At 66.9% G+C, this 26,614-nt stretch carries 19 protein-coding genes, 4 pseudogenes and 1 riboswitch; of the genes and pseudogenes, 14 read left to right on the forward strand and 9 right to left on the reverse strand.

Features of this window, described 5'->3' with window-relative positions:
- Positions 1-19 precede the first annotated feature (19 nt).
- The 8 genes and pseudogenes from secA2 (at position 20) to gcvP (ending at position 9,856) form a co-directional block, all read left to right on the forward strand.
- Positions 20-2,451, forward strand: a pseudogene (secA2, locus tag GTV32_RS03280) (accessory Sec system translocase SecA2).
- Between the two features lie 83 nt (positions 2,452-2,534).
- Entirely contained in the window at positions 2,535-3,089 is a 555-nt protein-coding gene (locus GTV32_RS03285; RefSeq protein ID WP_161058920.1) for a CDP-alcohol phosphatidyltransferase family protein, read from the forward strand.
- A 117-nt stretch (positions 3,090-3,206) separates the two neighbouring features.
- The gene (gene gcvH / locus GTV32_RS03290) at positions 3,207-3,611 is read left to right on the forward strand and encodes a glycine cleavage system protein GcvH (protein ID WP_161058921.1); all 405 of its coding nucleotides are present in this window, start codon (positions 3,207-3,209) and stop codon (positions 3,609-3,611) included.
- Between the two features lie 302 nt (positions 3,612-3,913).
- Positions 3,914-4,369, forward strand: coding sequence for a glycogen accumulation regulator GarA (gene garA, locus GTV32_RS03295; protein WP_161058922.1), 456 nt, complete (start codon positions 3,914-3,916; stop codon positions 4,367-4,369).
- 43 nt (positions 4,370-4,412) lie between these two features.
- Positions 4,413-5,099, forward strand: coding sequence for a MerR family transcriptional regulator (locus GTV32_RS03300; RefSeq protein WP_161058923.1), 687 nt, complete (start codon positions 4,413-4,415; stop codon positions 5,097-5,099).
- Between the two features lie 128 nt (positions 5,100-5,227).
- Positions 5,228-5,734, forward strand: coding sequence for a bifunctional nuclease family protein (locus GTV32_RS03305; RefSeq protein WP_161058924.1), 507 nt, complete (start codon positions 5,228-5,230; stop codon positions 5,732-5,734).
- A gap of 248 nt (positions 5,735-5,982) precedes the next feature.
- On the forward strand, positions 5,983-6,630 hold the full coding sequence (locus tag GTV32_RS03310; RefSeq protein WP_161058925.1) for a MerR family transcriptional regulator: 648 nt from the start codon (positions 5,983-5,985) through the stop codon (positions 6,628-6,630).
- Between the two features lie 64 nt (positions 6,631-6,694).
- Positions 6,695-6,795: riboswitch (glycine riboswitch) on the forward strand.
- Between the two features lie 163 nt (positions 6,796-6,958).
- Positions 6,959-9,856, forward strand: coding sequence for an aminomethyl-transferring glycine dehydrogenase (gcvP, locus tag GTV32_RS03315; RefSeq protein WP_161058926.1), 2,898 nt, complete (start codon positions 6,959-6,961; stop codon positions 9,854-9,856).
- Between the two features lie 26 nt (positions 9,857-9,882).
- On the opposite strand, the pseudogene GTV32_RS03320 reads toward gcvP, so the two are convergent.
- From GTV32_RS03320 to GTV32_RS03360, 9 genes and pseudogenes are all read right to left on the reverse strand, one after another.
- Positions 9,883-11,090 (reverse strand): annotated as a pseudogene (locus tag GTV32_RS03320) (hypothetical protein).
- Between the two features lie 135 nt (positions 11,091-11,225).
- Entirely contained in the window at positions 11,226-13,442 is a 2,217-nt protein-coding gene (locus GTV32_RS03325; RefSeq protein WP_161058927.1) for a malate synthase G, read from the reverse strand.
- A gap of 112 nt (positions 13,443-13,554) precedes the next feature.
- A complete protein-coding gene (locus tag GTV32_RS03330) occupies positions 13,555-14,445 on the reverse strand; it encodes a 3-methyladenine DNA glycosylase (protein WP_343287196.1) in 891 nt (296 codons plus the stop codon).
- Between the two features lie 4 nt (positions 14,446-14,449).
- Positions 14,450-15,525, reverse strand: a pseudogene (locus GTV32_RS03335) (hemolysin family protein).
- Entirely contained in the window at positions 15,522-16,937 is a 1,416-nt protein-coding gene (locus GTV32_RS03340) for a hemolysin family protein (protein WP_161058929.1), read from the reverse strand. Before GTV32_RS03340 ends, GTV32_RS03335 begins: the two are co-directional and overlap by 4 nt.
- A 2-nt stretch (positions 16,938-16,939) precedes the next feature.
- A complete protein-coding gene (locus tag GTV32_RS03345) occupies positions 16,940-18,373 on the reverse strand; it encodes a GuaB1 family IMP dehydrogenase-related protein (RefSeq protein ID WP_161058930.1) in 1,434 nt (477 codons plus the stop codon).
- A gap of 35 nt (positions 18,374-18,408) precedes the next feature.
- Positions 18,409-19,890: an NADP-dependent phosphogluconate dehydrogenase gene (gene gndA, locus GTV32_RS03350; protein WP_161058931.1), complete on the reverse strand. Its 1,482-nt coding sequence runs from the start codon at positions 19,888-19,890 to the stop codon at positions 18,409-18,411.
- A gap of 54 nt (positions 19,891-19,944) precedes the next feature.
- Positions 19,945-20,894, reverse strand: a pseudogene (locus GTV32_RS03355) (M56 family metallopeptidase).
- A 52-nt stretch (positions 20,895-20,946) separates the two neighbouring features.
- A complete protein-coding gene (locus GTV32_RS03360; RefSeq protein WP_161058932.1) occupies positions 20,947-21,345 on the reverse strand; it encodes a BlaI/MecI/CopY family transcriptional regulator in 399 nt (132 codons plus the stop codon).
- Between the two features lie 313 nt (positions 21,346-21,658).
- Here GTV32_RS03360 and GTV32_RS03365 point away from each other — a divergent pair, with 313 nt between their 5' ends.
- From GTV32_RS03365 to GTV32_RS03390, 6 genes are all read left to right on the forward strand, one after another.
- Entirely contained in the window at positions 21,659-22,114 is a 456-nt protein-coding gene (locus GTV32_RS03365; protein WP_161058933.1) for a PaaI family thioesterase, read from the forward strand.
- On the forward strand, positions 22,111-23,358 hold the full coding sequence (locus GTV32_RS03370; protein ID WP_161058934.1) for an aldolase: 1,248 nt from the start codon (positions 22,111-22,113) through the stop codon (positions 23,356-23,358). Before GTV32_RS03365 ends, GTV32_RS03370 begins: the two co-directional genes overlap by 4 nt.
- Positions 23,359-23,482: 124 nt before the next feature.
- Positions 23,483-23,785 (forward strand): urease subunit gamma, encoded by a 303-nt coding sequence (locus GTV32_RS03375; protein ID WP_161058935.1) that lies wholly within the window; start codon positions 23,483-23,485, stop codon positions 23,783-23,785.
- A gap of 18 nt (positions 23,786-23,803) precedes the next feature.
- The gene (locus GTV32_RS03380; protein ID WP_161058936.1) at positions 23,804-24,172 is read left to right on the forward strand and encodes an urease subunit beta; all 369 of its coding nucleotides are present in this window, start codon (positions 23,804-23,806) and stop codon (positions 24,170-24,172) included.
- On the forward strand, positions 24,172-25,893 hold the full coding sequence (locus GTV32_RS03385; protein ID WP_161058937.1) for an urease subunit alpha: 1,722 nt from the start codon (positions 24,172-24,174) through the stop codon (positions 25,891-25,893). Before GTV32_RS03380 ends, GTV32_RS03385 begins: the two co-directional genes overlap by 1 nt.
- Before the next feature lie 53 nt (positions 25,894-25,946).
- Positions 25,947-26,567, forward strand: a complete 621-nt coding sequence (locus GTV32_RS03390) for an urease accessory UreF family protein (protein ID WP_161058938.1) — start codon at positions 25,947-25,949, stop codon at positions 26,565-26,567.
- Positions 26,568-26,614 lie beyond the last annotated feature (47 nt).

The following is a 26,614-nucleotide window of genomic DNA, read 5'->3' on the forward strand; positions in this document are numbered from 1 at the left end:
AGTCAGGAGAAGTGTTTCGGTGGGAAAGCTGACGAACAGCATGTGGCGACTTCTGGGCTCCCAGTCGTCACGCAATCAGTCGAAGTCCGTCGCGTTGATCAAGGATGCGGACAAACACACCTCATGGGCTGATGGACTCGACGACGACGCGTTCGCCGGTGAGGCGGAGAAACTCGACATCGGCGCCAACCCTGACGATCGTGCGCGATTCCTGGCGCTCGTCCGAGAGGCCGCGGACCGGACGCTCGGTATGCGTCCGTTCGACGTCCAGCTACAGGGTGCCCTGCGTCTGCTCGAGGGCGACATCGTCGAGATGGCGACCGGTGAGGGCAAGACCCTGGCAGGTGCGATCGGTGCGATCGGGCATGTCCTGCAGGGACACCACGTCCACGTGATCTCGGTCAACGATTACCTCGCCACCCGTGACGCCGAGTGGATGGGGCCGTTGTTCGCCGCCTTCGGCATCGTCGCGAAGTCGGTGTCGGAGAATTCGGACCGCGCCGAACGCAAGGCCGCGTATGCCGCAGATGTCACCTATGGGTCGGTCAACGAGGTCGGCTTCGACGTGCTCCGCGATCAGCTGGCGCTGTCGCAGGACGATCTCGTCTCGCCGACACCGGACGTCGCGATCATCGACGAGGCCGACTCGGTTCTGGTCGACGAGGCATTGGTGCCGTTGGTACTTGCGGGTTCCACCGAGACCCAGGTCCCCGATCGGGCGATCCACGACGTCGTCGCCCGGATGAAGAACAAGCATTATGAGATCGACACCGAGGGCCGCAACGTCACCCTCACCGACGACGGCGCGGCGTTCGTCGAGGAAGAACTCGGCGGCATCAATCTCTACGACCAAGACCACGTCGGTACCACGCTCGTCCACGTCAACGTCGCCATGCACGCGCAGTACCTGCTCGAGCGCGACATCCACTACATCGTCCGCGACGGCGGGGTACACCTGATCAACGCCTCGCGCGGACGGGTGGCGCAGTTGCAGCGCTGGCCGGACGGAGTCCAGGCCGCGGTGGAGATCAAAGAGGGACTCAGCCAGACGGATTCAGGCGAGGTGATCGACACGATGACCGTTCAGGCGCTCATCGGTCGCTATCCGAGGGTCTGCGGGATGACCGGCACCGCGCTCGCCGCGGGTGAGCAGTTCCGTCAGTTCTACGACCTGCTGGTGTCGCAGATCCCGCCCAACACGCCGAACATCCGCATCGACGAGGCCGACCGTGTCTACGACACCAAGGCCAACAAGGTCGAGGCGATCGTCGAGTACATCAAAGAGGTCCACGAGACCGGACAGCCGATCCTCGTCGGCACCCATGACGTCGCGGAATCCGAAGAGCTCGCGTACTTCCTCGACAAGGCGGGCGTCTCGTCGGTGGTGCTGAACGCCAAGAACGACGCGGAGGAGGCGAAGATCATCGCCGAGGCGGGCGCCCGTGACGCGGTGACGGTCTCGACGCAGATGGCCGGGCGCGGCACCGACATCCGGCTCGGCGGGTCTGCCGACGACGAGTCGGCGAGAGACGACATCGTGGCGCTCGGCGGCCTGTGTGTCGTCGGCACCGGGCGCCACGACACCGAACGACTCGACAACCAGCTTCGGGCCGCGCGGGGCGCCAGGGAGATCCGGGCCGATCGGTCTTCTTCTCCAGCCTCGAAGATCCGGTGGTGACCAAGAACCTCGCGTTCAAACGTGATCCGGTGTCGCAGGCCGAGGACGGCTCGATGGGTGCCAAGGGCATCGACCTGATCGAGCAGGCCCAGCGCATCGCCGAGGGTGTGATGTTGGAGCTGCATGCCAACACGTGGCGGTACAACACGTTGGTCAACCAGCAGCGCGACATCGTCGTCAAGCGTCGGATGGAACTCCTGACCAGCGACGTGGCACTCGACGAACTGGCCGCCGAAGAACCCGCGCGGTATGCGGAGCTGACCGGGACGGCTGTGCCGGCGACGTCCGATGCCGCGGCCGAATCGGATGAGACCGACTCGGAAACCGCCGACTCGACCGACGCCGATGCTGCGTCGGCGTCGGCAACCGAAGGCGTGAGGACGCCCGCACCGGTCACCGAACCCGTGCGGAAAGAGGTCCTTGCGCAGGTGGCCCGCGAGATCATGCTCTTCCATCTGGACCGTGCATGGGCCGATCACCTGGCCTTCGTGTCCGATGTCCGCGCGAGCATCCATCTGCGCTCGCTGGGTAAGGAGAGCCCGCTCGACGAGTTCCACAAGCTGATCCTCGACGCCTTCTCGACCTTGCCGCGGGAGGCCGTCGAGAACGCGCGCACGACGTTCCGGGAGGCGACCATCACCGACGAGGGCGTCGATCTCGGTACCGCGGACCTGCATCGTTCGACCACCACGTGGACGTACATGGTGCACGACAACCTGTTCTCGTCGGGCGGAGCGAAAGCCCTCCAGGGCATCATCGGCATCTTCCGGTGATCTCCGCCGAACGTTCGGAGGCGCCGGACGAGCCCGATCCGGTGGAACCGTCGGACCAGCGGAGCGACGGGTCGGATCGGGTGATGACGGTACCCAACGCGCTCAGCGTGCTGCGACTGGCGCTGATCCCGGTGTTCGTGTGGTTGCTGCTGTTCCAGAAGGCAGATGGTTGGGCGTTCGCCGTCTTGATGTTCTCCGGATTCTCGGACTGGGCCGACGGCAAACTCGCCCGATGGCTCAACCAGTCCTCGCGGATCGGCGCGCTCCTCGATCCCGCAGCGGACCGGCTGTACATCGTGATCATTCCCATCGCGTTCGGCCTCCGCGAGTTCCTGCCGTGGTGGCTGATCGGGATCGTCATCGCTCGTGACGTCGCGTTGTTCGCGACGGCGCCGCTGCTGAGATCACGCGGCCTCGTCGCCTTGCCGGTGCTCTATATCGGAAAGGCGGCCACCTTCGCGTTGATGAGTGCGTTCCCGTGGCTGCTCGCCGGGCAGTTGGACTCGGTCGTCGGGACGATCTGCTACCCGATCGGCTGGGCATTCATGGTCTGGGGCGTCGGGCTCTATCTGTGGTCTTTCCTGCTGTACGCCTATCAGACGGTGCTGGTCGTCCGCCGGATGCCCAGGACGAGGTGACGGACGCATCGGCCGCAATCCAGCAGCCTGGCCCACACCGCGGCGCGCGATGACCTAGTGTCCTCCGTTTGAAGTAGTTCGATGTTTTTCGTCGCCTCCGACAAGAAAGGTGCGACAGTGACCGAGACCAATGTGCCGCCGGCCCTGCGCTACACGGCCGAACACGAATGGGTGGAGCGGACCGGCCCCACGAGCGTGCGGGTGGGGATCACCGACTTCGCGCAGGATGCGCTCGGCGACGTCGTGTTCGTCCAGTTGCCCGCGGCCGACGACGCCGTCGAGAAAGGAGAGTCCTTCGCCGAAGTGGAGTCCACCAAGAGCGTCTCGGACATCTATGGGCCGCTCGACGGAACGGTGTCAGCCGTCAACGCCGAACTGGAGTCCGCTCCCGAGCTGGTGAACTCCGATCCGTACGGTTCGGGCTGGCTCGTCGAGATCACGCTGCCCGACGAGGCCGCCCTCGACGCGGCACTGGCGGAGACCCTGGACGCAGACGGTTACCGCGCCGTCACCGACAGCTGATCGTGGTCGGTTCGGGTTACCGAGCCGACAACACGGACCGTGAGCGGCCGGCGGATCTGCCTGCTGGGACTATCATCAGCGTTGTCCTGGTCGACTCGACCGCCCGTGTGGCGGCCGCAACACGGTACGGTTTACTGCAGCAGAACCGGTTCGAGTGCCGATGATCGCGGCGAGCCGGACGTTCGAAGGCAGAACAAGATGCATCGACATCGAAAGCCCGGTCACGCGGTTCGCGTGGCCGTTCGGGGCTGGTAGGTGTGGGCGCGACGACGCCTACGGGCACCGAGACAGACGAAGGAGAAGTGGTGAGCGAAAACGACAAGGATCTTGAGGCACCGGTGGAAACCACCTCGGTTTTCCGGGAGGAGTTCATCTCCGAACTCGATTCCGGAACGACCGCCTCGAGTGAACCTGCCGATACCGGGGTGGAGAGGCTCTCGCCCGGCACGGCGTTGCTTGTCGTCAAGCGTGGCCCCAATGCGGGTTCGCGATTCCTGCTCGACCAGGCGACCACGTCGGCCGGTCGGCATCCGGACAGCGACATCTTCCTCGACGACGTGACGGTCAGTCGCCGGCACGCGGAGTTCCGCCTTGGCGACAACGAATTCCAGGTCGTGGACGTGGGCAGCCTGAACGGCACCTACGTGAACCGGGAACCCGTCGACACCGCGCAGCTCAGCAATGGGGACGAGGTGCAGATCGGCAAGTTCCGACTGGTCTTCCTCAGCGGTCCGCGCGACGGCCAAGCGGGCGCCTGACCCCATGACCGCGTCGTCGGCGGGTCGACACGGAGAAGGGTCGATGTCGATCGGCTCTGTCCTGGCGCTGCTGCGTGATGATTTCCCGGATGTCACGATCTCGAAGATCCGTTTCCTGGAATCCGAGGGGCTGATCACGCCTGAGCGGGCACCCTCGGGCTATCGCCGGTTCAGTACCGACGACTGTGAGCGGCTCAGGTTTGTCCTGACGGCCCAGCGTGACCGGTATCTGCCGCTCAAGGTGATCAAGGAACAGCTCGAGGCGATCGATCGTGGTGACGGTGGCGCGGGTGCCGGGGGCACCAGGCTGTTGTCGGCCGCCCGCAATGCGGTCGCACCTGCGACCGATTTCGGCTCGCGCGGCGGGCGGGTCTCGCGGGAGACCCTGATCGAGCGCACCGGTGTCGACTCCGCCTTCGTGACGGAGTTGCTGCGCAACGGGCTGCTCACCGCGGGTCCTGCGGGGTTCTTCGACGAGGATGCGGTGCGTCTGGTCGAGGCGGCTGCCGCGCTGGCGAACTACGGCGTGGAGACGCGTCATCTGCGGGCCTTCAAGGTCTCCGCGGACCGCGAGGCGGGATTGGTTGCGCAGATCGCGAATCCGATCGCCAAGGGCAAGGGCACGGGTGCTCGGGATCGGGCCGAAGAACTTGCTCGGGAGATCGCGGCGCTGTCGGTGACCCTGCACACGCAGTTGGTCAAGGCTGCCGTCAGAGGCGTCCTGGACTGATCGGCCGGCGAGTGCCGTCGCGTCGGCGCGTCGCGGTGTAGCGTCGTTGACATCGACATACGGCCCGGGGCCGCGGCGAACGGGGCCGTCGAGCATTGTCCTGGCGATCACGAGGAAGCGGGTGCTAGATGGGCGAAATGCGAGTCGTGGGCATTCGGGTCGAGCCGCCACAGAGCCAGCCGGTCCTACTGCTGCGCGAGGTCGAGGGCGAACGCTATCTGCCGATCTGGATCGGGCAGAGCGAAGCGGCCTCGATTGCCTTGCAGCAGAAGGGTATCGAACCGCCGAGGCCGCTGACGCACGATCTGATCGTCAACCTGATCACCGAGTTCGGCCGGACCTTGAAAGAGGTTCGAATCGTGGACATGCAAGAAGGCACCTTCTACGCGGAGATGGTCTTCGAGGATGACCTCCGGGTCTCGGCGCGTCCATCGGATTCGATCGCGGTGGCGATGCGGGCCGGTGTGCCGATCGTCGCCGACGAGGAGGTGCTGACCGAGGCCGGTTTGCTGATCCCGGACGAGACCGGCTCCGACGGCGAACCGGGCGATGCGAAAGAAGACGAGGTGGAGAAGTTCAAGGAATTCCTCGACAACGTCTCGCCGGATGATTTCAAGGCAAGCGGCGGCACGTGACTCCCTCTTGGTCACAGAACGGACACTGCGGGGTCACCGTTTGCTCGATCTCAAGTTGAGGTCGAGGTTCTACCGCGCGTCGCGTTGATTTGCGGCTCGTGCCCGACCTACCGTTCACACGTTGCCCGTTTTCGGCGGGGACGGAGAACGATCGTCTGTCAGGCGCGTACTGTTGAAGCAGTCCTCGAGGCCGCTCTTCGAGGTTCGGAGCCTGTCGAGTCGGTCCAGACGTTACGAGGGAGTCTGCAGTGGGCGATAAGCCGTTCGACGACGGAGTGACGTCACCGACGGATGCGGCACCGGATGGTGCCGCGGAGAACGCCCGCACCTCCCCGGCGACCCAGGGCAGCCTGGAAGACATCGCCCCGGGCCTTTTCCCGAACGACACCGTGCCCGACGAGTTGGTCGGCTATCGGGTGCCGAGCGCGTGCCAGATCGCCGGCATCACCTACCGGCAGCTGGACTACTGGGCACGGACCTCACTGGTGGTGCCGTCGATCAGAGGCGCCGCCGGTTCGGGTAGTCAGCGGTTGTACTCGTTCAAGGACATCCTGGTCCTGAAGATCGTCAAGCGTCTTCTCGACACCGGGATCTCCCTGCAGAACATCCGCGTGGCCGTCGACCATCTCCGCAAGCGGGGCGTCGAGGATCTCGCGCGTATCACTCTCTTCTCCGATGGGACGACCGTCTACGAATGCACCTCTGCCGAAGAGGTCGTCGACCTGCTGCAGGGCGGACAGGGCGTCTTCGGTATCGCGGTGAGCGGGGCGATGCGCGAATTGACCGGCACCATCGCCGATTTCCCGGGTGAGCGAGCCGATGGCGGCGTGACCGAGACCGCTCCCGAAGACGAGTTGGCGGCGCGTCGTAAGAATCGGACCCGTCGAACCGGCTGAACCACGGCCCGGGCGGCCCGGCCGAGCTGCGAGGACAGCACGGCAACGTATACTGGCTGGGCGTCGCGACGTCACGGGAGAGCGCCACCGATCGGGTTGGGGTGGCCGCCGAAGGAGCAACACCTCCTCGTCAAACTCTCAGGCACCCAGGACCGTGGTGTTGACGGCGTCTCTGGAAAGTGACCCGGGGAGACCCGGGCCCGCCCACGGTGAAAGGTCGTTCCGGTGCGCCGGGACGTCCGAATCTCTCAGGCGTCTGGCATCCGTGCTGCGGATTCCGGATATGACAGAGGGGGAGGGCCGCAGACCGCCGAGAGGTTGACCTGTCATGCCCGCAGATCCCACTGCCCATCTGGCCGCTTTCGTCGACCGTCACATCGGCCCGGACGCCGACGAGACGAGTCGTCTGCTCGCCGAGATCGGTGTCTCTTCGCTCGATGAGCTCGCCCGCCAGGTGGTTCCTGCGGTGATCGCCGACGATCCCTCCGCCAACGGGCTGGACACGCTGCCCGAGGCCCTCGACGAACATGGTGTCGCGGAACGGCTCGGTGAGCTCGCCGCGCGCAACGTTGTCGCGCGTTCGATGATCGGATTGGGTTATCACGACACGTACACGCCGCCCGTCATCCTTCGGAACGTGCTGGAGAACCCTGCCTGGTACACGGCGTACACGCCGTATCAGCCCGAGATCAGCCAGGGACGGCTGGAGGCGCTCCTGAACTTCCAGACGATGGTGGCCGACCTGACCGCGATGGAGGTCGCGGGCGCCTCGATGCTCGACGAGGCGACGGCGGCGGCCGAGGCGATGACGTTGATGCGGAGGGCAGGCAAATCGCGGTCGCCGAGGCTGGTGGTGGACGCGGACCTCTTCCCGCAGACCCGTGCCGTGCTCGACACGCGGGCCGAGCCTCTCGGTATCGAGGTCGTAGAGGCATCGTTGCACCCGGATCTGCCGGGTTGTGGACTGCCGGAGGGTGAGTTCTTCGGTGTCGTCGCCCAGGTGCCCGGTGCCTCCGGCCGCATCATCGACATGGCGCCGGTCATCGCGGCCGCTCATGAGCGGGGCGCCCTGTTCTCGGTGGGCGCGGATCTGCTCGCGCTGACCCTCATCACGCCGCCGGGCGAACAGGGTGCCGACGTGTGTTTCGGAACCACGCAGCGATTCGGCGTGCCGATGGGTTTCGGCGGCCCGCACGCAGGTTATCTGTCGGTGCACGCGGCGCACGCACGCCAGCTGCCCGGCCGGCTCGTCGGTGTCTCCAAGGACGCCGACGGCAACCTCGCGTACCGCCTCGCACTGCAGACGCGTGAGCAGCACATCCGCCGCGAAAAGGCGACCAGCAACATCTGCACGGCGCAGGTGCTTCTTGCCGTGGTGGCCGCCATGTACGCGTCGTATCACGGTGCCGAGGGACTGCGGGCGATTGCACGCCGAGTGCATGCCGCCGCGACCTTCCTGGCCGACAGCCTGACCGCGGCGGGAATCGCGGTCGAGCACGCGTCGTTCTTCGACACCGTCGTGGTGCGGGCGCCCGGTCAGTCCGACACGGTGATCGCCAACGCCAAGCGCGACGGCAACATCAACCTGCGACGGATAGATGCCGATACTGTCGGCATCGCTTGTGACGAGACCACATCGGACGCCGACCTCGCAGCGGTCCTGCGCGCATTCAGTGCCGACGGGGTCAGCCCCAAGGGGTTCTCGCAGCCGATCGAGAACCGCCGGAGCGACTACCTGACACATCCCGCGTTCAACCGGTATCGCACCGAGACCGCGATGCTGCGCTATCTACGAGGGTTGTCGGACAAGGACATCGCCCTCGACCGCAGCATGATCCCGTTGGGGTCGTGCACCATGAAACTCAATGCGACCGCCGAGATGGAGCCCATCACCTGGCCCGGTTTCGCGAGACTGCACCCGTTCGCTCCCGCGTCGGACACCCTGGGGATCCGTGAACTCATCACGACGCTCGAGGACTGGCTGGTCGCCATCACCGGCTATGACCGGGTCAGTGTGCAACCGAACGCCGGTTCCCAGGGGGAGTACGCGGGTCTGCTCGCGATCCGCCGCTATCACCGCAGTCGTGGCGACGCCGCGCGCACGGTCTGTCTGATCCCGTCGAGTGCCCACGGCACCAACGCCGCGTCCGCGGTGATGGCGGGGCTGCGCGTGGTGGTGGTGGCATGCCGGGAGAACGGTGATGTCGACGTCGACGACCTTCGGGCCAAGATCGACACGCACCGCGACGCCCTGGCGGCGATCATGATCACCTATCCCTCCACGCACGGCGTCTTCGAACACGACATCGAGGACATCTGCGCAGCGGTCCATGATGCGGGCGGGCAGGTCTACGTCGACGGCGCGAATCTGAACGCCCTGGTGGGGGTGGCGCGCCCCGGGCGCTTCGGCGGCGACGTGAGTCACCTGAACCTGCACAAGACCTTCTGTATCCCGCATGGCGGTGGCGGCCCGGGCGTCGGACCGGTTGCGGTCCGCGAGCATCTCGCGCCGTTCCTGCCGGGGCATCCGCTGGCCGACGACCTGCCCGCAGACGGCACGATCTCCGCGGCGCCGTATGGCTCGGCGTCGATCCTGCCCATCACCTATGCCTACATCGCGATGATGGGTGCCGACGGGCTGCGTCGCGCGACGCTCACCGCCATCGCCTCCGCGAACTACATCGCACGGCGGCTCGGCGATCACTTCCCGGTGCTCTACACCGGCGAGGCGACCGGGTCGACGGGTGGCATCGACGGCGGCTTCGTCGCGCACGAGTGCATCCTCGACCTGCGTCCGCTCACCAAGGCCACCGGCGTGACGGTCGATGACGTGGCGAAGCGCCTGGCCGACTACGGTTTCCACGCACCGACGATGAGCTTCCCGGTCGCCGGGACATTGATGGTGGAACCCACTGAGAGCGAGAATCTCGACGAACTCGACGCGTTCTGTGAGGCGATGATCGCCATCCGCGGTGAGATCGACCTGGTGGGCTCCGGAGAATGGCCTGTCGACGACAATCCGCTGCGGGGCGCCCCGCACACCGCCGAGGCGTTGGTCGGGGAGTGGGATCACCCGTACTCGCGGGAACTCGCGGTCTACCCGCTGGGACTTCCGTCGGCCGGCGCGCGGGCGAAGGTATGGCCCGCCGTGCGGCGGATCGACAACGCCTTCGGCGACCGGAATCTCATGTGCAGCTGCCCGCCGATCGAGGCGTTCAGCAGCTGAGACCGGGGAGTCGCCCCGGAGCTGATTCAGTTCCCGCCGGCCCCGGGCCCGCTGTCGGGACCGTAGACCAGACGATTGATGGTGACGGTGGCGGCGTTCTCGGGGTCGGCATGGGATTGTCGGTGATCGGAAACGTCACCGTCGCGTTCGGCTCCGGCATCGGGGCGTCGCCACGGAATCCGAGTGCGGTGAGTTTGCCGAGCTGGTCCGGCTTGCTGACGAACTCGAAGAACTCGGACACCGCATCGGTCTGCTCCGGCGCAACCTGGGAACCTGCCATGCGGACGATCGGATAGTCGGCGATGGGGGTCGGCCCACCCGGCACCACTTCGGACAGTCGTGCCGAGGAGTCCGCGCGGGTCAGCTGGAACAGCGCCTGCTCGGTGATCGGGACCGCGTGGATCTCGGAGTTCGCGGGGTCGTCGGCGTCGGCGATCGCCCTGGCCGCGCCGGCGGCGGTGCCGTCCGGTGACTGCGGCGCACCCGTCAGCATCGCATCGACACTCGACGCCACGCGCGGGGAGCTCGCATCCTGCTCGGTGAGCGCCCCGGTCGTCCGCGTCACCTGCATGGCGACGGCCTGCGCCGACAGTGCGGTGGCATCGGACTGCGCGCCGGTGGGCATCGCGAGGCGTATCGATCCCCAACTGCCCAGGCCGTAGTCGCCCAGACTTCCGCTTCGCTTCTGCAGGGTGGGCAATTGCCGCCAGTCGAGTTCGCCGTCGAGGGCCTTGGCCAGTGCGGGTGCCGTGGCGAGGACGACGGGAGAGGTCACCAGCGATGCGGGTTTGCCGTCGATCGCGTCGGGTTTGGCGGCCGACAGGTCGGCGGTCCAGATCGACGATTGTGGTACCCACGCGGCCGGATAGGCGCCCAGTGCCGCCGGGTCCCAGGTGCCGGCCAGGCCGTCGAGGGTGACCTTGGCATCGGCCGGCCGGACCTCGATGCTCACGCAGTGGTCCCGGACCACCGGCCGCGTCTTGGCATAGTCCTGCGCGAGTGATTTCAACGGGCCGGCGATGTCCGGATCGACGATCACCGGGACCTTCGTCGTGCCCTCGACGCAGTTCGCCGCGGCCTGATCGCCCTGTCGGTCGATCCGATCGCCGAGCTGAGTCCAGAGCAGGACGAGAGCGGCGACCAGGATGATGGACAGCAGGGAACCGACGAGGCCACGACTGACACCGCGACCGCGTACCCCCGCGCGACCGTCAGTACTTCGATGGTGTGCCAAGCCCCCCTGCCTTCCGCTCGTCGGGCCGACGCCGACCCCGGTCAGGTTTGACCGGGGTGACAACGGACGACGATAGCGGAGATCGCAGTGCTGACACCATGGCGGGGGCTGCGCGGACGCTCGGCAGCCTGCCGGTCAGGCGTTTGCGGCCTTGAACTCGCGCCGCTTGCGATGCAGGATCGGCTCGGTGTAGCCACTCGGCTGCTTCGCACCGTCGAGGATCAGTTCCTTGGCCGCCTGGAAGGCGATGTTGGACCCGAAGTCGGGTGCCAGGGGGCGATATGTGGCATCCCCGGCGTTCTGCCGGTCGACCACCGGGGCCATCCGCTCGAGCGAGGCCACGATGTCGGCTTCGGTCACGATGCCGTGGTGCAGCCAGTTGGCCAGCAGTTGGCTCGAGATCCGAAGGGTCGCACGGTCTTCCATCAATGCGATGTCGTGGATGTCGGGCACCTTGGAGCAGCCGACGCCCTGATCGATCCAGCGGACCACATAGCCGAGGATGGACTGGCAGTTGTTGTCCAGTTCTTCCTTCTTCTCGTCCTCCGACCAGTCGGTGGTCGGCGCGAGCGGGATCGTCAGGATGTCGTCGACCGACGCGGGATCCCGCTTGGCGATCTCGTCCTGGCGCTCGAAGACGTCGACGAGGTGGTAGTGCAGCGCGTGCAATGTCGCGGCGGTGGGCGACGGCACCCATGCGGTGGTGGCGCCGGCCTTCGGATGGCCGATCTTCTGCTCCAGCATGTCGTGCATCAGATCGGGCATGGCCCACATGCCCTTGCCGATCTGTGCCTTGTGCTGCAGTCCGGCGTGCAATCCGGTGTCGACGTTGAAGTCCTCGTAGGCCTTGATCCAGGTCTGCTGCTTCATCTCACCCTTGCGGATCATCGCCCCGGCCTCCATCGAGGTGTGGATCTCGTCGCCGGTGCGATCGAGGAACCCGGTGTTGATGAACACGACCCGGTCCTGGGCGGCCTTGATGCAGGCCTTGAGGTTCACCGTGGTGCGGCGTTCCTCATCCATGATGCCGACCTTGAGGGTGTTCTCCGGGAGACCGAGCACCTTTTCGACACGGTCGAACAGCTCGACGGTGAACGCGACCTCGTCGGGACCGTGCATCTTGGGCTTCACGATGTAGATCGATCCGGTGCGGGAGTTCTGGTGCCCTTGCGCCACCGAACCCTTCGGCCCGTTCGCTTCGCTCCCGGCGCCGCTCATGCCGTGGATGCCGATCAGCGAGGTGAACAGTCCGTCGAGGATGCCTTCGGGGACCTCGTTGCCGTCGGCGTCGAGGATGGCGCTGTTGGTCATGAGGTGTCCGACGTTGCGGACAAAGAGCAGAGAGCGGCCGTGCAGGTCGAATGTCGAACCGTCGGGGGCATGGTAATCACGGTTTCCGTTGAGCACCCGGGTGAAGGTGGTGCCGCCCTTCGCGACCTCTTCGGCGAGGTCACCCTTGTTGAGTCCCAACCAGTTCCGGTAACCGAGCACCTTGTCGTCGGCGTCGACGGCGGCGACCGAGTCCTCGAAGTCCATGATGGTGGTGATCGCGGACTCGACCACGACGTCCTTGACGCCAGCCGGGTCGGTCTGCCCGATCGGCGACGACGGATCGATCTCGATGTCGAGGTAGAGACCGTTGTTGCGCAACAGGATCGACGTCGGGGCGCCGGGCTCGCCGCGGTAGCCCGCGAACGCCGACGGATCCGCCAGGGAGGAGGTCTTGCCGTCGGCGAGGGTGACCTGCACAGCGGCGTCGACGACCGCGAACTTCGTCACGTCGGTGTAGCTGCACTGCTCGAGTGGGACCGCCTTGTCCAGGAAGTCCTTCGCATACGCGATGACCTTGTCGCCGCGGACCTTGTTGTACGACGACCCTTTCTCGGCGCCATCGGTCTCGGGGATGGCGTCGGTGCCGTACAGAGCGTCGTACAGCGAACCCCAGCGGGCGTTGGATGCGTTGAGTGCGAAGCGCGCGTTGAGGATCGGGACCACCAGCTGTGGGCCGGCGGTTTCGGCGATCTCTCGGTCGACGTTCTCGGTACCGATCTGGAAATCGGCGGGCTGATCGACGAGGTAACCGATCTCGGTGAGGAACGACTTGTAGGCGTCGAAGTCCAGCTCGCCCGCCGTCGCGGGGTGATCGCGATGCCACTGATCGATCTTCGACTGCAGTTCGTCCCGGACCGCCAGGAGTTCACGGTTGCGGGGCGCCAGGTCGGTGATCACCGTGGCAGCACCTGTCCAGAAGGCGTCGGGGTCTACACCGGTGCCGGGCAACGCCTCGTTGTTGATGAAGTCGTGCAGGACAGACGCGACCTGCAGCCCGTTGACGTTGATCCGGTCAGACATGACAGCCTTTCTCCAGCGGTAAATCGACACGTTCATGCTACTCGCCGGTAATCTGCCGCGACACCGGGTATCCGGGCAGGTCCGAGACCGATGAGCGGTCAGTTGACGGAGCTCACAATGGGTCCGCAAGTGCGAGTAGGTCGCTGCAGCGGTCTATGAGCGCGGCGCGCAACCCCGCGGCTTCCTCGGCGATGGCCGACTGCTCACGCACGTACTGGGCGCGGCCGGCCGGGGTCTCGACCGGAACGGGGTCGTAGCCGAGGTCGGTGAGGTCGTACGGGCTTGCACGCATGTCGAGCTCGCGAGCGCGTAGCGCCAGTCCGAAGCATGCGAGCGTGTGCTCGGAGCCGATCAGCGGTGCCAGCGTGAAACACGCGCGGTAGAGGTCCATCGCCGTGTGTAGACATCCGGGTTGCTCGTCGCGCTCCTGCCGGTCTCGGGACAGTTCGGCCTCGTTGCGGGGCCGTGCCGCCGGCGTGAAGAAGCGGAATGCGTCGAAATGCGTACAGCGCAGCGGCATCTCTTCCACGACGGCGTCGGTACCCGCATGGCCGAGACGCAGTGGCGCGTCGTGACGGGTCTCGGTGGTGCGGTAGACCATCGCCCATTCGTGCAGGCCGAAGCAGCCGAGGCGTGCAGGACGGGAGGCGGTCGCGCGCAGGAGGGCCGCGGTGGCCCCGACGGCGCCTGCCCGGTCACGGAGAAAACGCGGGTCGACGGTCACCGTGTCACCGACGCGACGGTAACCGCGCAGCCCGTCGAACTCGTCTGCGTCCTCGAGGAGCACGCCGAAACCCGGGTGCCATCTGGTGACGTGGGCGGGACGCGATGAGTAGTAGGTGAACAGGAAGTCGATGACGGGGTGTTTCACACCGTTCTTGCGAGCCCGTAGATACGGTCCGATGAGCTCGTCGACCTCGGCACGATGGTCGTCGCGCACGGCGCGCCACTCCGTCGAGGTCAGCCGCGGGCCCGTGGAGGGCTGGATCTCGGTCGACGTCACCGCGTCACACCCGATGGGTTTCGTCACGGACGTTGCCGACGAACTCCTCGACGAGATCGGCGAGGGCCACGATGCCGACTGTTCGGCCGGAGTCGTCGACCACCGCACCGATGTGGGCGCTGGTGCGTCGCAGCGCCGCGGTCGCCTCGTCCAGCGGGGTGGTCGATGCGATCACCGGCAGTGGACGGATCTTGTCGATGCCGATGATCGTGTCCGGACCGATCCGCTCGTCGAGTATCTCGTCGAGCACGTCCTTGAGGTGGAGATAGCCGGTGAACGTCCCGTCGGGACCGCGCACCGGGAAACGCGAGAACCCGGTGTCGCTGACCGCGTGCTCCACCGCCCGAGCGTCGGCCCGGCGCCGCCGGTCTCGGAGTCGACCTCGACGCCGACGCTGTGCATCTGTTCGAGGGGGATCATCACCTCGCTCACGGTGCGGCTCACCGATTGCAGCGCTCGGGTCAGCCGCGCGTGCTCCTCGGCGTCGATGAGACCCTCCTGCTTCGACTCGCCGAGCATCTGCGCCAGTTCGCCGGTGGAGACCGCCGAGTCGAGTTCGTCCTTGGGTTGCACACGCATCAGGCGCAGCGCCGAGTTGGCCAGCCAGTTGTAGAACGCGATCAGCGGGCGCACCATCCGGATGAATGCGAGGTGCGCGGGGACGAGCAGCATCGCCGACTTCTCCGGGCCGGCCAGCGCGATGTTCTTGGGCACCATCTCGCCGATGAGGATGTGCAGGACCACCACGAGCGACAGAGCGACGGCGAACGAGATCGGGTGGAGCAGGGCTTCGGGCACGTGAGCGAGGTGAAGGGGTTTCTCGATCAGATGCGCCACCGCGGGCTCGCCGACCCGGCCCAGGAGGATCGAACAGATGGTGATGCCCAGTTGGGCACCGGCCAACATCAGCGACAGCCGCTCACCGGCCCGGATCACCGTCCGGGCGCGCTTCTTCCCGCTGTCGTCGAGTGCTTCGAGGCGGTCGCGGCGCGCGGAGATGAGCGAGAACTCGGCGCCGACGAAGAACGCGTTGCCGCCGAGCAGCACCAGCGTGAGGAGAACCGCCCAGATGTCGTTCACGTCGTGCCCCGATGGGTTGCGTCGCTGCCGGCGGCGAGGTCGTCGTGGACCGGGCGCAACGAGACGACATCGATTCGGCGGCCGTCCATCTGCGTCACGGTCGCCCGCCACGTGACCTCGGCACCCGGCAGCGGCTCGACTTCATCGTCCTCGTCGTCGTCGCGGGTCATGGACCGGCTGGGTAGATCGACCGCATCGCCGACCTCGGGTATCCGTCCGAGGCAGAACATCACCAGTCCGCCCAGGGTGTCGTAGGAGCCTTCGGGTGCCCGGTATCCGGTGGCTTCGGTCAGCTCGTCGATGCGGAGCAACCCGGAGCACAGGAACCCGTCGCCGTCGACGGCGACGTCGGCGCGTTCGTGGTCGTGCTCATCGGTCACGTCGCCGAGGATCTCCTCGATCAGGTCCTCGGTCGTGACGATGCCGGCGGTGCCGCCGTACTCGTCGATCACCACGCACAGTTCCATGCCGTCGGCGCGGATGCGTTCCATCAGTGCGTCGCCGTCGAGGCTGTTCGGGACGCGGGGAACCGGCCGCGCGATGGACGCGACCGTCGTCTCGGCCGCCTGTTCAGGTGGGACGGTGAAGGCCTGTTTGATGTGCACGACGCCCACCAGATCGTCGAGGTCACCGTCGATCACGACCGGAAAGCGAGAGTGTCCGGTGCGCGACGACGCCATCACCAGGTCGCGGATGGTGTCCTCGCGGTCGAGGCAGTCGACCGTCACCCGCGGGGTCATCAGATCCTCGGCACTGAGCTCACCGAACTTGAGCGAACGGTCGACGAGTGCCGCGGTGTCCTCGTCGATCGAGCCCTGACGGGCCGAATTACGCACCAGCGACACGAGTTCCTGGGGGGATCGGGCCGACCGCAGTTCTTCGGCCGGTTCGATGCCGAGGCGGCGCACGATCCAGTTGGCCGAACCGTTGAGTCCGTTGATGGCCCATCGAAAGGCTGCCGAGAACACGGTCATCGGGCCCGACGTCGCGCGGGCGACGGCGAGCGATCGGGCGATGGCCAGGTTCTTCGGGATCAGTTCGCCCAACACCATCGACAGCGAGGTGGCGATGATCAGCGCCAGGGCCAGCGAGATCCCGGACGCCACGGAGTCACTCACACCCACCCCGGTCAGGGCCGGGGTGAAGATCCGTGCCAACACCGGCTCGGCGATGTAGCCGGTGATCAACGTCGTGATGGTGATCCCGAGTTGCGCACCGGACAACTGGAAGGACAAGGTCGAGTGTGCGCGCTGGACCAGTCGAGATCGCCGATCTCCGTTGGTGGCGACATCGTCGGAGATGGTGGAACGTTCGAGCGCCGTGAGCGAGAACTCCGCCGCGACGAACAACGCCGTGCCGAGGGTGAGTGCGACGAAGCCGACGAGGCCCGCGACGAGGAGGGCTGTCTCCACCCTCACCACCCGCCGGGAAGCGGGCGTCCCTCGGCGAATCCGGCGGCGGACTGGATTCCGAGAACCACCTTTTCGTGTAGCTCGGCGAGGGTCCGCGCGCCGGTGTACGTGGCGGTGCTGCGCACTCCCGAACAGATCTGGTCGATCAGGTCCTCCACGCTGGGATGCTCGGGGTCGAGGCGAATCCTGGAGCTCGAGATGCCTTCCTCGAACAGCGACTTGCGCGCACGATCATAGGCGCCGTCCTTGGCCGACCGGGCGGCGACGGCCCGCTTGGAGGCCATGCCGAAACTGACCTTGTACGGCCCGACCGAATCTTCCTGCAGGTCGCCGGGTGACTCGTACGTGCCGGCGAACCATGACCCGATCATCACGTTCGAGGCCCCCGCCGCGAGCGCCAGTGCGACGTCGCGGGGGTGGCGGACCCCGCCGTCGGCCCACACGTGGGCGCCGTGCCGTCCGGCCACCTCGGCACATTCGGCGACCGCGGAGAACTGGGGACGGCCCACCCCGGTCATCATCCTCGTGGTGCACATCGCGCCCGGTCCGACGCCGACCTTGATGATCGACGCACCGGCGTCGATGAGATCGGTGGCTCCCTGCGCCGACACGACGTTGCCGGCGGCGATCGGCACGCCCGGGTCCGACTGGGCGACGGCTTCCAGGGCGGTGAGCATCTTCTCCTGGTGTCCGTGCGCCGTGTCGATCACGAGCAGATCCGCACCCGCTGCCGCCAGCGCCTTGGCCTTGCCGACCACGTCACCGTTGATACCGACGGCGGCTGCGATCCGCAGCCTGCCGTCGGCATCGACATTCGGCTGGTACACGCCATGACGGAGCGCGCCGACCCGCGACAGCACACCGGCGAGCCTGCCCTCGTCGTCGACGAGAACGGCAAGACCGAGATGCTGGTCGTCGAGCCGATCGAAGACGTCACGGGACGCGGTGTCGACCGGGAGCGTGACGATGTCCGGATCGAGAACCTCGCGCACGCGGGCGAAGCGATCGACGTCGCGGCAACGCTTTTCGGTGACGACGCCGATGGGTCGGCCGTCCTCGACGACGACCGCCGCGCCGTGCGCCCGTTTGGGGATCAGCGCGAGCGCATCGGACACCGAGTCGTCGGCGGTCAGCGTGACGGGGGTGTCGGCGACCAGGTGCCGGGACTTGACGTACGCGATCGATTCGGCGACCGCGGGGATCGGGAGATCCTGCGGCAACACCACCAATCCGCCACGTCGGGCCACGGTCTCGGCCATCCTCTTGCCCGCGACCGCCGTCATGTTGGCGACCACGATCGGGATCGTCGTGCCGCTCCCGTCGACGGTCGAGATGTCCACGTCGAATCGCGAAGCGACATCAGACCGGTTCGGGACGATGAACAGATCGTCGTAGGTCAGGTCGTGGGTGGGCCGATGGCCCTCGACAAATCGCACGGTTGGTTGCGGACTCCCTTCGCCCCCGGCCGATTCTATTCCGACACTTCGGTCCGGTCACCGCTCCACAGTGTGTGGAAGGTGCCGGGCTTGTCGACGCGCTGGTAGGTGTGCGCACCGAAGAAGTCGCGCAGGCCCTGGGTCAGTGCAGCCGGCAGACGTTCGGCACGCAACGCGTCGTAGTACGACAGCGAGGAGGCGAACGCGGGCACCGGGATGCCCATCAGGGTCGCCGTCGAGACGACCCGGCGCCAGCTGTCCACCGCATTCTCGACCGCATTCCGGAAATAGGGCGCGAGCAGCAGGCTCGGCAGCTCCGGGTTCTCGGCATACGCGTCGCGGATGCGGTTGAGGAACTTGGCGCGGATGATGCACCCACCGCGCCAGATGGTCGCGAGGTCACCGGGGTGGACATCCCAGCCGTACTCGGCGCTGCCGGCGGCGATCTGGTCGAACCCCTGCGCGTAGGCGACGACCTTGGAGGCATAGAGCGCCTTGTTGATGTCGTCGATGAATGTCTTGGTATCGGTCGGCGCCGCAGCCAGGGTCCCCGCTTCGAGGCCGTGAGCCTGCTTGCGCTGGTCGGTGGCACTCGACAGCGCGCGGGCGAAGACGGCCTCGGCGATGCCGGTGGTCGGGATACCCAGGTCGAGAGCAGATTTGACGGTCCAGCGCCCGGTGCCCTTCTGGCCGGCGGCATCGACGATCACGTCGACGAGGGGCTTGCCCGTCTCTGCATCGTTTTGCGAGAGCACTTCTGCGGTGATCTCCACCAGGTAGCTGTCGAGGTCACCGGAGTTCCACTCGCGGAAGACGTCGGCGATGTCGGAGACCGGCATGTCGAGCGCCTTGCGCATGAGGTCGTAGGCCTCGCCGATCAGCTGCATGTCGGCGTATTCGATGCCGTTGTGGACCATCTTGACGAAATGGCCGCTGCCGTCGGGGCCGATGTGGGTGCAGCACGGTTCGCCGTCGACCTGTGCCGAGATCGATTCGAGCATCGGCCCCAAGGACTTGTAGGACTCGACGGGTCCGCCCGGCATGATCGACGGGCCGTTGAGCGCGCCCTCCTCACCACCGGAGATCCCGGCGCCGACGAAGTTGAGTCCACGCTCGGACATCGCGGCCTCGCGGCGGATGGTGTCGGTGTAGAGGGAGTTGCCGCCGTCGATGATGATGTCGCCCTCTTCCATGAGGCCGGCCAGCTCCTCGATGACGGCGTCGGTGGGGTCACCGGCTTTCACCATGATCAGGACCCGGCGCGGTCGCTCGAGTGCGGCGACGAACTCCTCCATGGACTCGGTCCGGATGAACGATCCCTCCGAGCCGTGTTCGGAGATCAGGGCATCGGTCTTGGCGATGCTGCGGTTGTGCAGCGCGACCGTGTAGCCGTGGTGGGCGAAGTTGCGGGCGATGTTGGAACCCATGACGGCCAGACCGGTGACACCGATCTGTGCCTTGGCCGAGTTGGAGGAATCGGGGCTGGCGGGCCGATTGGATTCAGCGGCAGTTGTCATGGCCTCAAGCCTATTGCCTCCGGGATCGCGCCACGAGCGGGAGGGTGGTGTGACTCACGCGGTCGCGATCAGTCGGCTCAGTTCGGTGAGCCATGGGATCGCCACCGCCAGTGTCGGAACAACCAGGATCGCCGCGGCGGCGGTGTAGGCCGACATCGCGAGCAGTCGGGTGGGCCGTTCGTCGCGGAGCCGCTGGATCCTGGCCAGGGTCGTGGGGCCGCCCACCGCCATAGCGCCGCGTGGTGCCACGGCGTCGGCGCACGCGACGAGTGCGCGTCCGAGCGTGGTGGGGGCAGTGGCACGCACAGCCTGGTCGTCGGCGAGCGCCTCCACCAGCAGCTCCACCGCCCCGAGCGCGGAGCTGCTCCGCACGACACGGGGAAGGCCTCGTGTACGGCGATGAAGGCCTCGAGCACGAGGTCGTGGCGTGCGCGCAGATGCGCACGCTCATGGGTCAGGACTGCGGTCAGCTCATCGCGGGAGAGTCGCGCGACGACTCCTTCGCTGACGACCACGCGCTGCCGCAGGCCGGGCAGGCAGTAGGCGAGCGGCTGCTCGACGTCGATCATGCGGACGTCGCTGGCGAACAGGGGATGGGACGCGTCGCTGCGATCGCAGCGATCCAGGATGTCGATCAGCTGGCGATGGGCGTACCGCCGGGCACGTGTGCGGACGCCGACCCGGATGACGGTGTACATCAGTCGCGCGCCGACCATCAGGGTCAGGGCGAAGACGCCCACGAGGGTCAGCCACAACGGCAGGCCGAGTCGGTCGATCTCGTCGAACGGGTTCGTCGTCGGGGCGCCGTCCGGTCCCGGGGTCAGCAGATTCGCGGCGATGGCGAGGCCGCAGCTGAACGCGGACAACACGCCGGCCAGTGCGATGGCCTGCCACAGCGTCATCGCTGCCCGAGGTGCCTTGACCGGCCAGGACGCGCGGGACAGAGCCTCCGCGGCGGGGCCGACGAGCACCAGGGTCAGGATGCCGAAGAAGAGCGCAGTCATCGGAACGGTCCTTGCGTGGGCTGTGTGGAGTCGCTGTGGCGTGTGGCCGAATCTATCCTGTTTTCCCGGTTCCTCGGACAGCTTCGAGTTCATCGAGCGCGTGCCGCAGGGCCGCGGCCTCATCGGCCCCGACCCGGCCGACGAAGGAGACGAGGGCCGCATGTCGCGATCCGGGGGCTTCCGCCTCCGACAGTGCGTCGACCATGAGGCTCGCCACCAGGTCCTCCCGCGGGTGCGTCGGCTGGTACTTGTGCGCACGATCGTCGCGGATCTGGGTGACCAGGTTCTTCTTGGCGAGACGCTGGAGCACGGTCATCACGGTGGTATACGCCAGCGAACGATCACGAGAGAGCGACTCGTGTACCTGTCGAACCGTCTGCGGCGTCGGGCTTGACCACAGGGTGTCCATGACGGCGCGCTCGAGGTCGCCCAGTCCGTTCATTCTTCTCATTTTACTTCGGCTTCTCCTGTCCGCCCACTGGGACGTCACCTGTGTGTCCGTGCCTGGTCACACCCGTTTCGCTCAACCCCTTGACAACATTGGTAAGGCTACCCTACATTGAGTCTCACGTCGGACCGAGCGAGAGTCCTGAGGGCTGCAGAGACCCCCGGTCCACGCCGCGATAGGCCCCACGCTGTCAACGCAGCGTGGGGCCTATCGGTTCCTCGGGCCCGGATCGTGCTCCGTGCGGTCACGGCAGACGGCGGCTCGTGGACGAGACCTTCCCGCGCCCGCACGGTCGTCTCGTGCGAATCTCTTGGGTATGAGCGCTGAGAACGAACAGTTGATCAAGAACACCTTCGGCCGCGGTTTCGACACCTCGCTGGGCCTTCGTCTGGAGGAGGTCGCGCGCGACCGCGTCGTCGGCGTGCTCGAACTCGGCGACAAGCATCACCAGCCGTTCGGGATCGTGCACGGCGGTGTCTACTGCGCGGTCGCCGAGAGCGTGGCAAGTGTCAGCGCGTTCACCTGGCTGCAGGCCACCGGCATCGGGGGTACCGCGGTTGGTGTCAACAACAACACCGACTTCATCAAGTCGGTGAGTTCGGGGGTGGTCACCGTCGAGTCGTCGCCGATCCACCGTGGACGTCGTCAACAGCTCTGGCGGGTGACCATGACCGACGATCAGGGTCGCCTCGTGGCCACCTCGCAGGTGCGACTACAGAACATCGAACTCCCGGAAGGGGTCGAGGTTCCCGGCATCCCGGCGGGCGCATGACCGATCAGCGGCTGCCGGCCGACGTGCGGCATCGTCTCGAGGAGATCCTGCGCCCGGTCGACGAGGATCTGGCCTCGTGGTTTCCCGGTGACCGTCTGGTGGCTCAACCGGTCCACACCGTCTACCTCGGTGCCGCAGATGTCGTCGTCGACACGCCCGCGTCGTGGGGGGAGCGGGCCGGCGAGATCGCCGAGGGCACGCGCGACATCGTCGTCGACTTGGCAGGCGGCGACACAGTGGTCGCGGATCTGGCGCGAAAACGACTGCAGGACAATCCTATCGAAGACCTCCGGATCGACCTCGAGGACGGTTACGGATGGCGTCCCGACTCCGTCGAGGACGCGGATGCCCGACGAGCCGGCGAGATCCTCGCCGCGTGGACACAGATGCGGCCCCATGCGCCCCGTAGTGCGGGTGTCCGCGCGAAGGGGCTCGGCGATCGAGAGCGCGACCGCGGATTACGCACGCTGGAACTCGTGCTCGACGGCGCCGGCGGCATCCCGGACGGGTTCGTCTTCACGATCCCCAAGCTGCGTGACGTCCGGCAGGTCGACGCGGTCAACCTGCTGTGCGAGGGCTTCGAACGTGCGCACGGTCTCGGCGAGGGGCAGTTGCGGTTCGAATTGCAGATCGAGATCCCGCAAGCGGTGCTCGGGCCAGATGGCCGAGCGACCCTGGCAGAGGCGATTCATCGCGGGAGGCCGCGACTCACCGGACTGCATTACGGGACCTACGACTACAGCGCTGCGTGCGGCATCGTCTCGGCGCAGCAGTCGTTGGCACATCCGGTTGCCGATCATGCCAAGGCGGTGATGCAGGCCGCCGCCGCGCAGACCGGGGTGTGGATCAGTGACGGTTCCACACAGGTGGTCCCGGTGGGCACGCCCGACCAGATCCGGTCGGCGCTGCGGCGCCATCATGCTCTCGTCCTGCGGTCCCTGGAACGAGGCTTCTACCAGGGGTGGGATATGCACCCCGGACATCTGGTCACCCGGTGGGCGGCGGTCATCGGCTTCTTCCGCTCCGCGATGCCCACCGCGGCCAGACGCCTCGGGGCCTATCTGGGCCGACGGTCCGGTGACGTGATCGACGAGCCGGCCACGGCGCTGTCGCTGGCCTCGGTCCTGCATCGGGGTGTCGCCGCGGGGGCGTTCACGGCCGACGAGATCACCGAGATCGCACCGTCGTGCACGGCGGATCAGCTGACCGTCCTGCGGGAGAGCGGTGGCGCGTTGCCGTCCTGACGGGGCGCCGCCTCTCTCGCCGCGCCGCACGATCCGGGGCGTGGCAGGATGACATCACGCAGCCGACGCACCAACCGTGCGCTGTCCCGGCTGTATTCGTTTCGCCAGGAGGGAATCCGGTCCGTTGCGACTGTCGCCACATGAGCAGGAGCGGTTGCTCATCTCGTATGCCGCGGAGCTCGCACGTCGACGGCAGGGCCGTGGCCTGAGGCTCAACCATCCCGAGGCCGTCGCGATCATCACCGACCACGTGCTCGAGGGTGCCCGGGACGGCCGCTCGGTCGCCGAACTGATGACGTCGGGCCGCGAGGTGCTCGGACGTGCCGACGTGATGGACGGTGTCCCGGAGATGCTGCACGACGTCCAGGTCGAGGCGACGTTTCCCGACGGGACCAAGCTGGTCACCGTGCACGACCCCATCGATTAGCCGCGCGAGAGGATCATGATGTCGCACATGCACTCTTCTGTCGTGCCGGGCGAGGTGATGGCCGCAGACGGAACCATCGAACTGAACGAGGGTGCCGACGTCGTGTCCCTGGTCGTCGTCAACTCCGGTGACCGGCCCGTGCAGGTCGGGAGTCACGTTCACTTCCCGCAGGCCAATCCGGCGCTCGACTTCGATCGGTCCGCTGCCCGGGGCCGTCGCCTCGACATCCCGGCCGGGACCGCCGTGCGGTTCGAACCGGGGATCGAGATGACGGTCTCGCTCGTGCCGCTCGGCGGAACGCGCGAGGTGTACGGCATCTCCCTGGAGGCGCCCGGGCGTCTCGGACCGCAGGAGACCGCCGACGGGCGTCACGAAGGGATGCGCTGATGGCGACGCTCGGCCGCGACCGTTACGCACAACTATTCGGACCGACCACCGGCGACCGGATCCGCTTGGCGGACACCAACCTGCTGATCGAGGTCACCGAGGACCGATCCGGCGGACCGGGACGAGCCGGCGACGAGGCCGTGTTCGGTGGCGGCAAGGTGATCCGGGAATCGATGGGACAGAGCCGGGCGACCCGCGCGCAGGGGGCACCCGACACCGTGATCACCGGTGTCGTGATCGTCGACCATTGGGGGATCATCAAGGCCGATCTGGGTATTCGTGACGGCCGGATCACCGCGATGGGCAAGGCGGGTAACCCCGACACGATGGACGGGGTCCACCCGGACCTGGTGATCGGGCCGTCCACCGAGATCATCGCCGGAAACGGCAAGATCCTGACGGCCGGTGGGATCGACTGCCACGTGCATTTCATCTGCCCGCAGATCATGGACGAGGCACTCGGCAACGGCATCACGACCCTGGTCGGCGGCGGTACCGGCCCGGCCGAGGGGAGCAAGGCCACCACCGTGACCCCAGGTGCGTGGCACCTGAAGTCGATCCTCGCGGCCACCGACCACTGGCCGATGAACATCGCCCTGCTGGGTAAGGGCAATACCGTCAACGCGGATGCCATGCATGAGCAGATCCGTTCGGGTGCATCGGGTTTCAAGCTGCACGAGGATTGGGGGAGTACCCCCGCCGCGATTGACGCCTGCCTGCGGGTCGCCGACGAGACCGGCGTGCAGGTCGCACTGCATTCGGACACGCTGAACGAGGCGGGATTCGTCGAGCAGACGATCGGAGCGATCGCCGGACGCAGCATCCACGCCTACCACACAGAGGGTGCGGGCGGCGGCCACGCACCCGACATCATCACTGTCGCAGCGCATCCGAACGTACTGCCCAGTTCGACCAACCCGACCCGACCGCACACCGTCAACACCCTCGACGAGCACCTGGACATGTTGATGGTCTGCCATCATCTCAACCCCACCGTGCCGGAGGACCTCGCGTTCGCCGAGAGCCGCATCCGGCCGTCGACGATCGCGGCCGAGGATCTCCTGCACGACCTCGGGGCGATTTCGATGATCGGATCGGATTCGCAGGCGATGGGCCGCATCGGCGAAGTGGTGCTGCGTACCTGGCAGACCGCCCACGTGCTCAAGTCGAAACGAGGGTCGTTGCCGGGAGACGATGCGGCCGACAACAACCGCGTACGCAGATACATCGCGAAATACACGATCTGTCCGGCGATCGCCCACGGCTTCGACGACGAGCTGGGCTCGGTGGAGACCGGAAAGCTCGCCGACCTCGTGCTGTGGGACCCGGCGTTCTTCGGAGTCCGCCCGGATCTGGTGATCAAGGGAGGAGCGATTGCGTGGGCCGCCATGGGTGACGCCAACGCGAGTATCCCGACTCCGCAGCCGGTGTTGCCGCGGCCGATGTTCGGCGCGGCGCCCAAGACCGCCGCGGCCACCTCGGTGAGCTTCGTCGCACAGGGCGGGCTCGACGCCGGGATCGAAGAGACCCTCGGACTCGACCGTAGGCTCGTCGCAGTCCGCGACACCCGGCGTATCGGCAAGGCCGACATGCCGAACAACTCGGCGATGCCGACGATCTCGGTGGAGCCCGACACCTTCACCGTGCGAGTCGACGGCGAGGTGTGGGATTCCGAGCCGGTCGCCGAACTGCCCATGGCGCAGCGATACTTCCTGTTCTGATCGGCGACGACGAATTGAAACCCGAGACCCCCGGAACGCGTTCGCAACTGGCGATGATGCTCACGTTGGCCGACTCCCGGCTTCCGGTTGGTGGCCACGTGCACTCAGGTGGCGTCGAGCAGGCCGTCGCCGATCGCGTCGTCGTCGACGCCGAGAGTCTCGCGCGATTCCTGCACCGTCGCGTCGCGACGAGTGGCCTCGTGGCCGCCTCGATCACCGCGGCCGTGACCGACGGCACGCTCGAAGTGGCTGCGGCGGAACGGGAAACGGATGCCCGGACACCGTCGGGGGCCGCGCGCCGGGCCTCGTTGGCGCAGGGCAGGGGCATGCTACGGCTGGCACGGCGCATGTGGCCGGAGGAGGACTGGACCGCGCATGCGCCCCAGACCCATCTGCCGGTGATCTGCGGGGTCATCGGCAGGGTGACCCGATTGTCCGGGTTCCACACCGCGTTGATCCTGGCGTACACGACGATGAGCGGGTCGGCGACCGCCGGCCAGCGACTCCTGGCACTCGACCCCGCCGACGTCGCGGTGATCATCGCCGATCTGGGCGCCGAATGTGAGCGGGTCGCGGCAGCGGCGGCGATCGGACTCGCAGACCTCTCCGACCCGACCCTCGACGTATTCGCCGAACGCCATGAGCGTCGCGATATGCCCCTGTTCATGTCGTGACGCGGACGGTGGTGATGCGCCACCGTCTCCGACCACCCGACCCAGAC

Origin of the sequence: Gordonia sp. SID5947 (assembly GCF_009862785.1) — a bacterium.
GTDB lineage: Bacteria > Actinomycetota > Actinomycetes > Mycobacteriales > Mycobacteriaceae > Gordonia.

Coding starts and splice junctions, on each gene's coding strand:
- GTV32_RS03305 (WP_161058924.1), top strand. CDS start 5,228: ATGGGCGAAATGCGAGTCGTGGGCATTCGGGTCGAGCCGCCACAGAGC.
- GTV32_RS03365 (WP_161058933.1), top strand. CDS start 21,659: ATGAGCGCTGAGAACGAACAGTTGATCAAGAACACCTTCGGCCGCGGT.
- GTV32_RS03370 (WP_161058934.1), top strand. CDS start 22,111: ATGACCGATCAGCGGCTGCCGGCCGACGTGCGGCATCGTCTCGAGGAG.
- gndA (WP_161058931.1), bottom strand. CDS start 19,890: ATGACAACTGCCGCTGAATCCAATCGGCCCGCCAGCCCCGATTCCTCC.
- GTV32_RS03325 (WP_161058927.1), bottom strand. CDS start 13,442: ATGTCTGACCGGATCAACGTCAACGGGCTGCAGGTCGCGTCTGTCCTG.
- GTV32_RS03285 (WP_161058920.1), top strand. CDS start 2,535: ATGACGGTACCCAACGCGCTCAGCGTGCTGCGACTGGCGCTGATCCCG.
- GTV32_RS03390 (WP_161058938.1), top strand. CDS start 25,947: ATGATGCTCACGTTGGCCGACTCCCGGCTTCCGGTTGGTGGCCACGTG.
- GTV32_RS03300 (WP_161058923.1), top strand. CDS start 4,413: ATGTCGATCGGCTCTGTCCTGGCGCTGCTGCGTGATGATTTCCCGGAT.
- GTV32_RS03385 (WP_161058937.1), top strand. CDS start 24,172: ATGGCGACGCTCGGCCGCGACCGTTACGCACAACTATTCGGACCGACC.
- gcvP (WP_161058926.1), top strand. CDS start 6,959: ATGCCCGCAGATCCCACTGCCCATCTGGCCGCTTTCGTCGACCGTCAC.
- GTV32_RS03380 (WP_161058936.1), top strand. CDS start 23,804: ATGTCGCACATGCACTCTTCTGTCGTGCCGGGCGAGGTGATGGCCGCA.
- GTV32_RS03360 (WP_161058932.1), bottom strand. CDS start 21,345: ATGAGAAGAATGAACGGACTGGGCGACCTCGAGCGCGCCGTCATGGAC.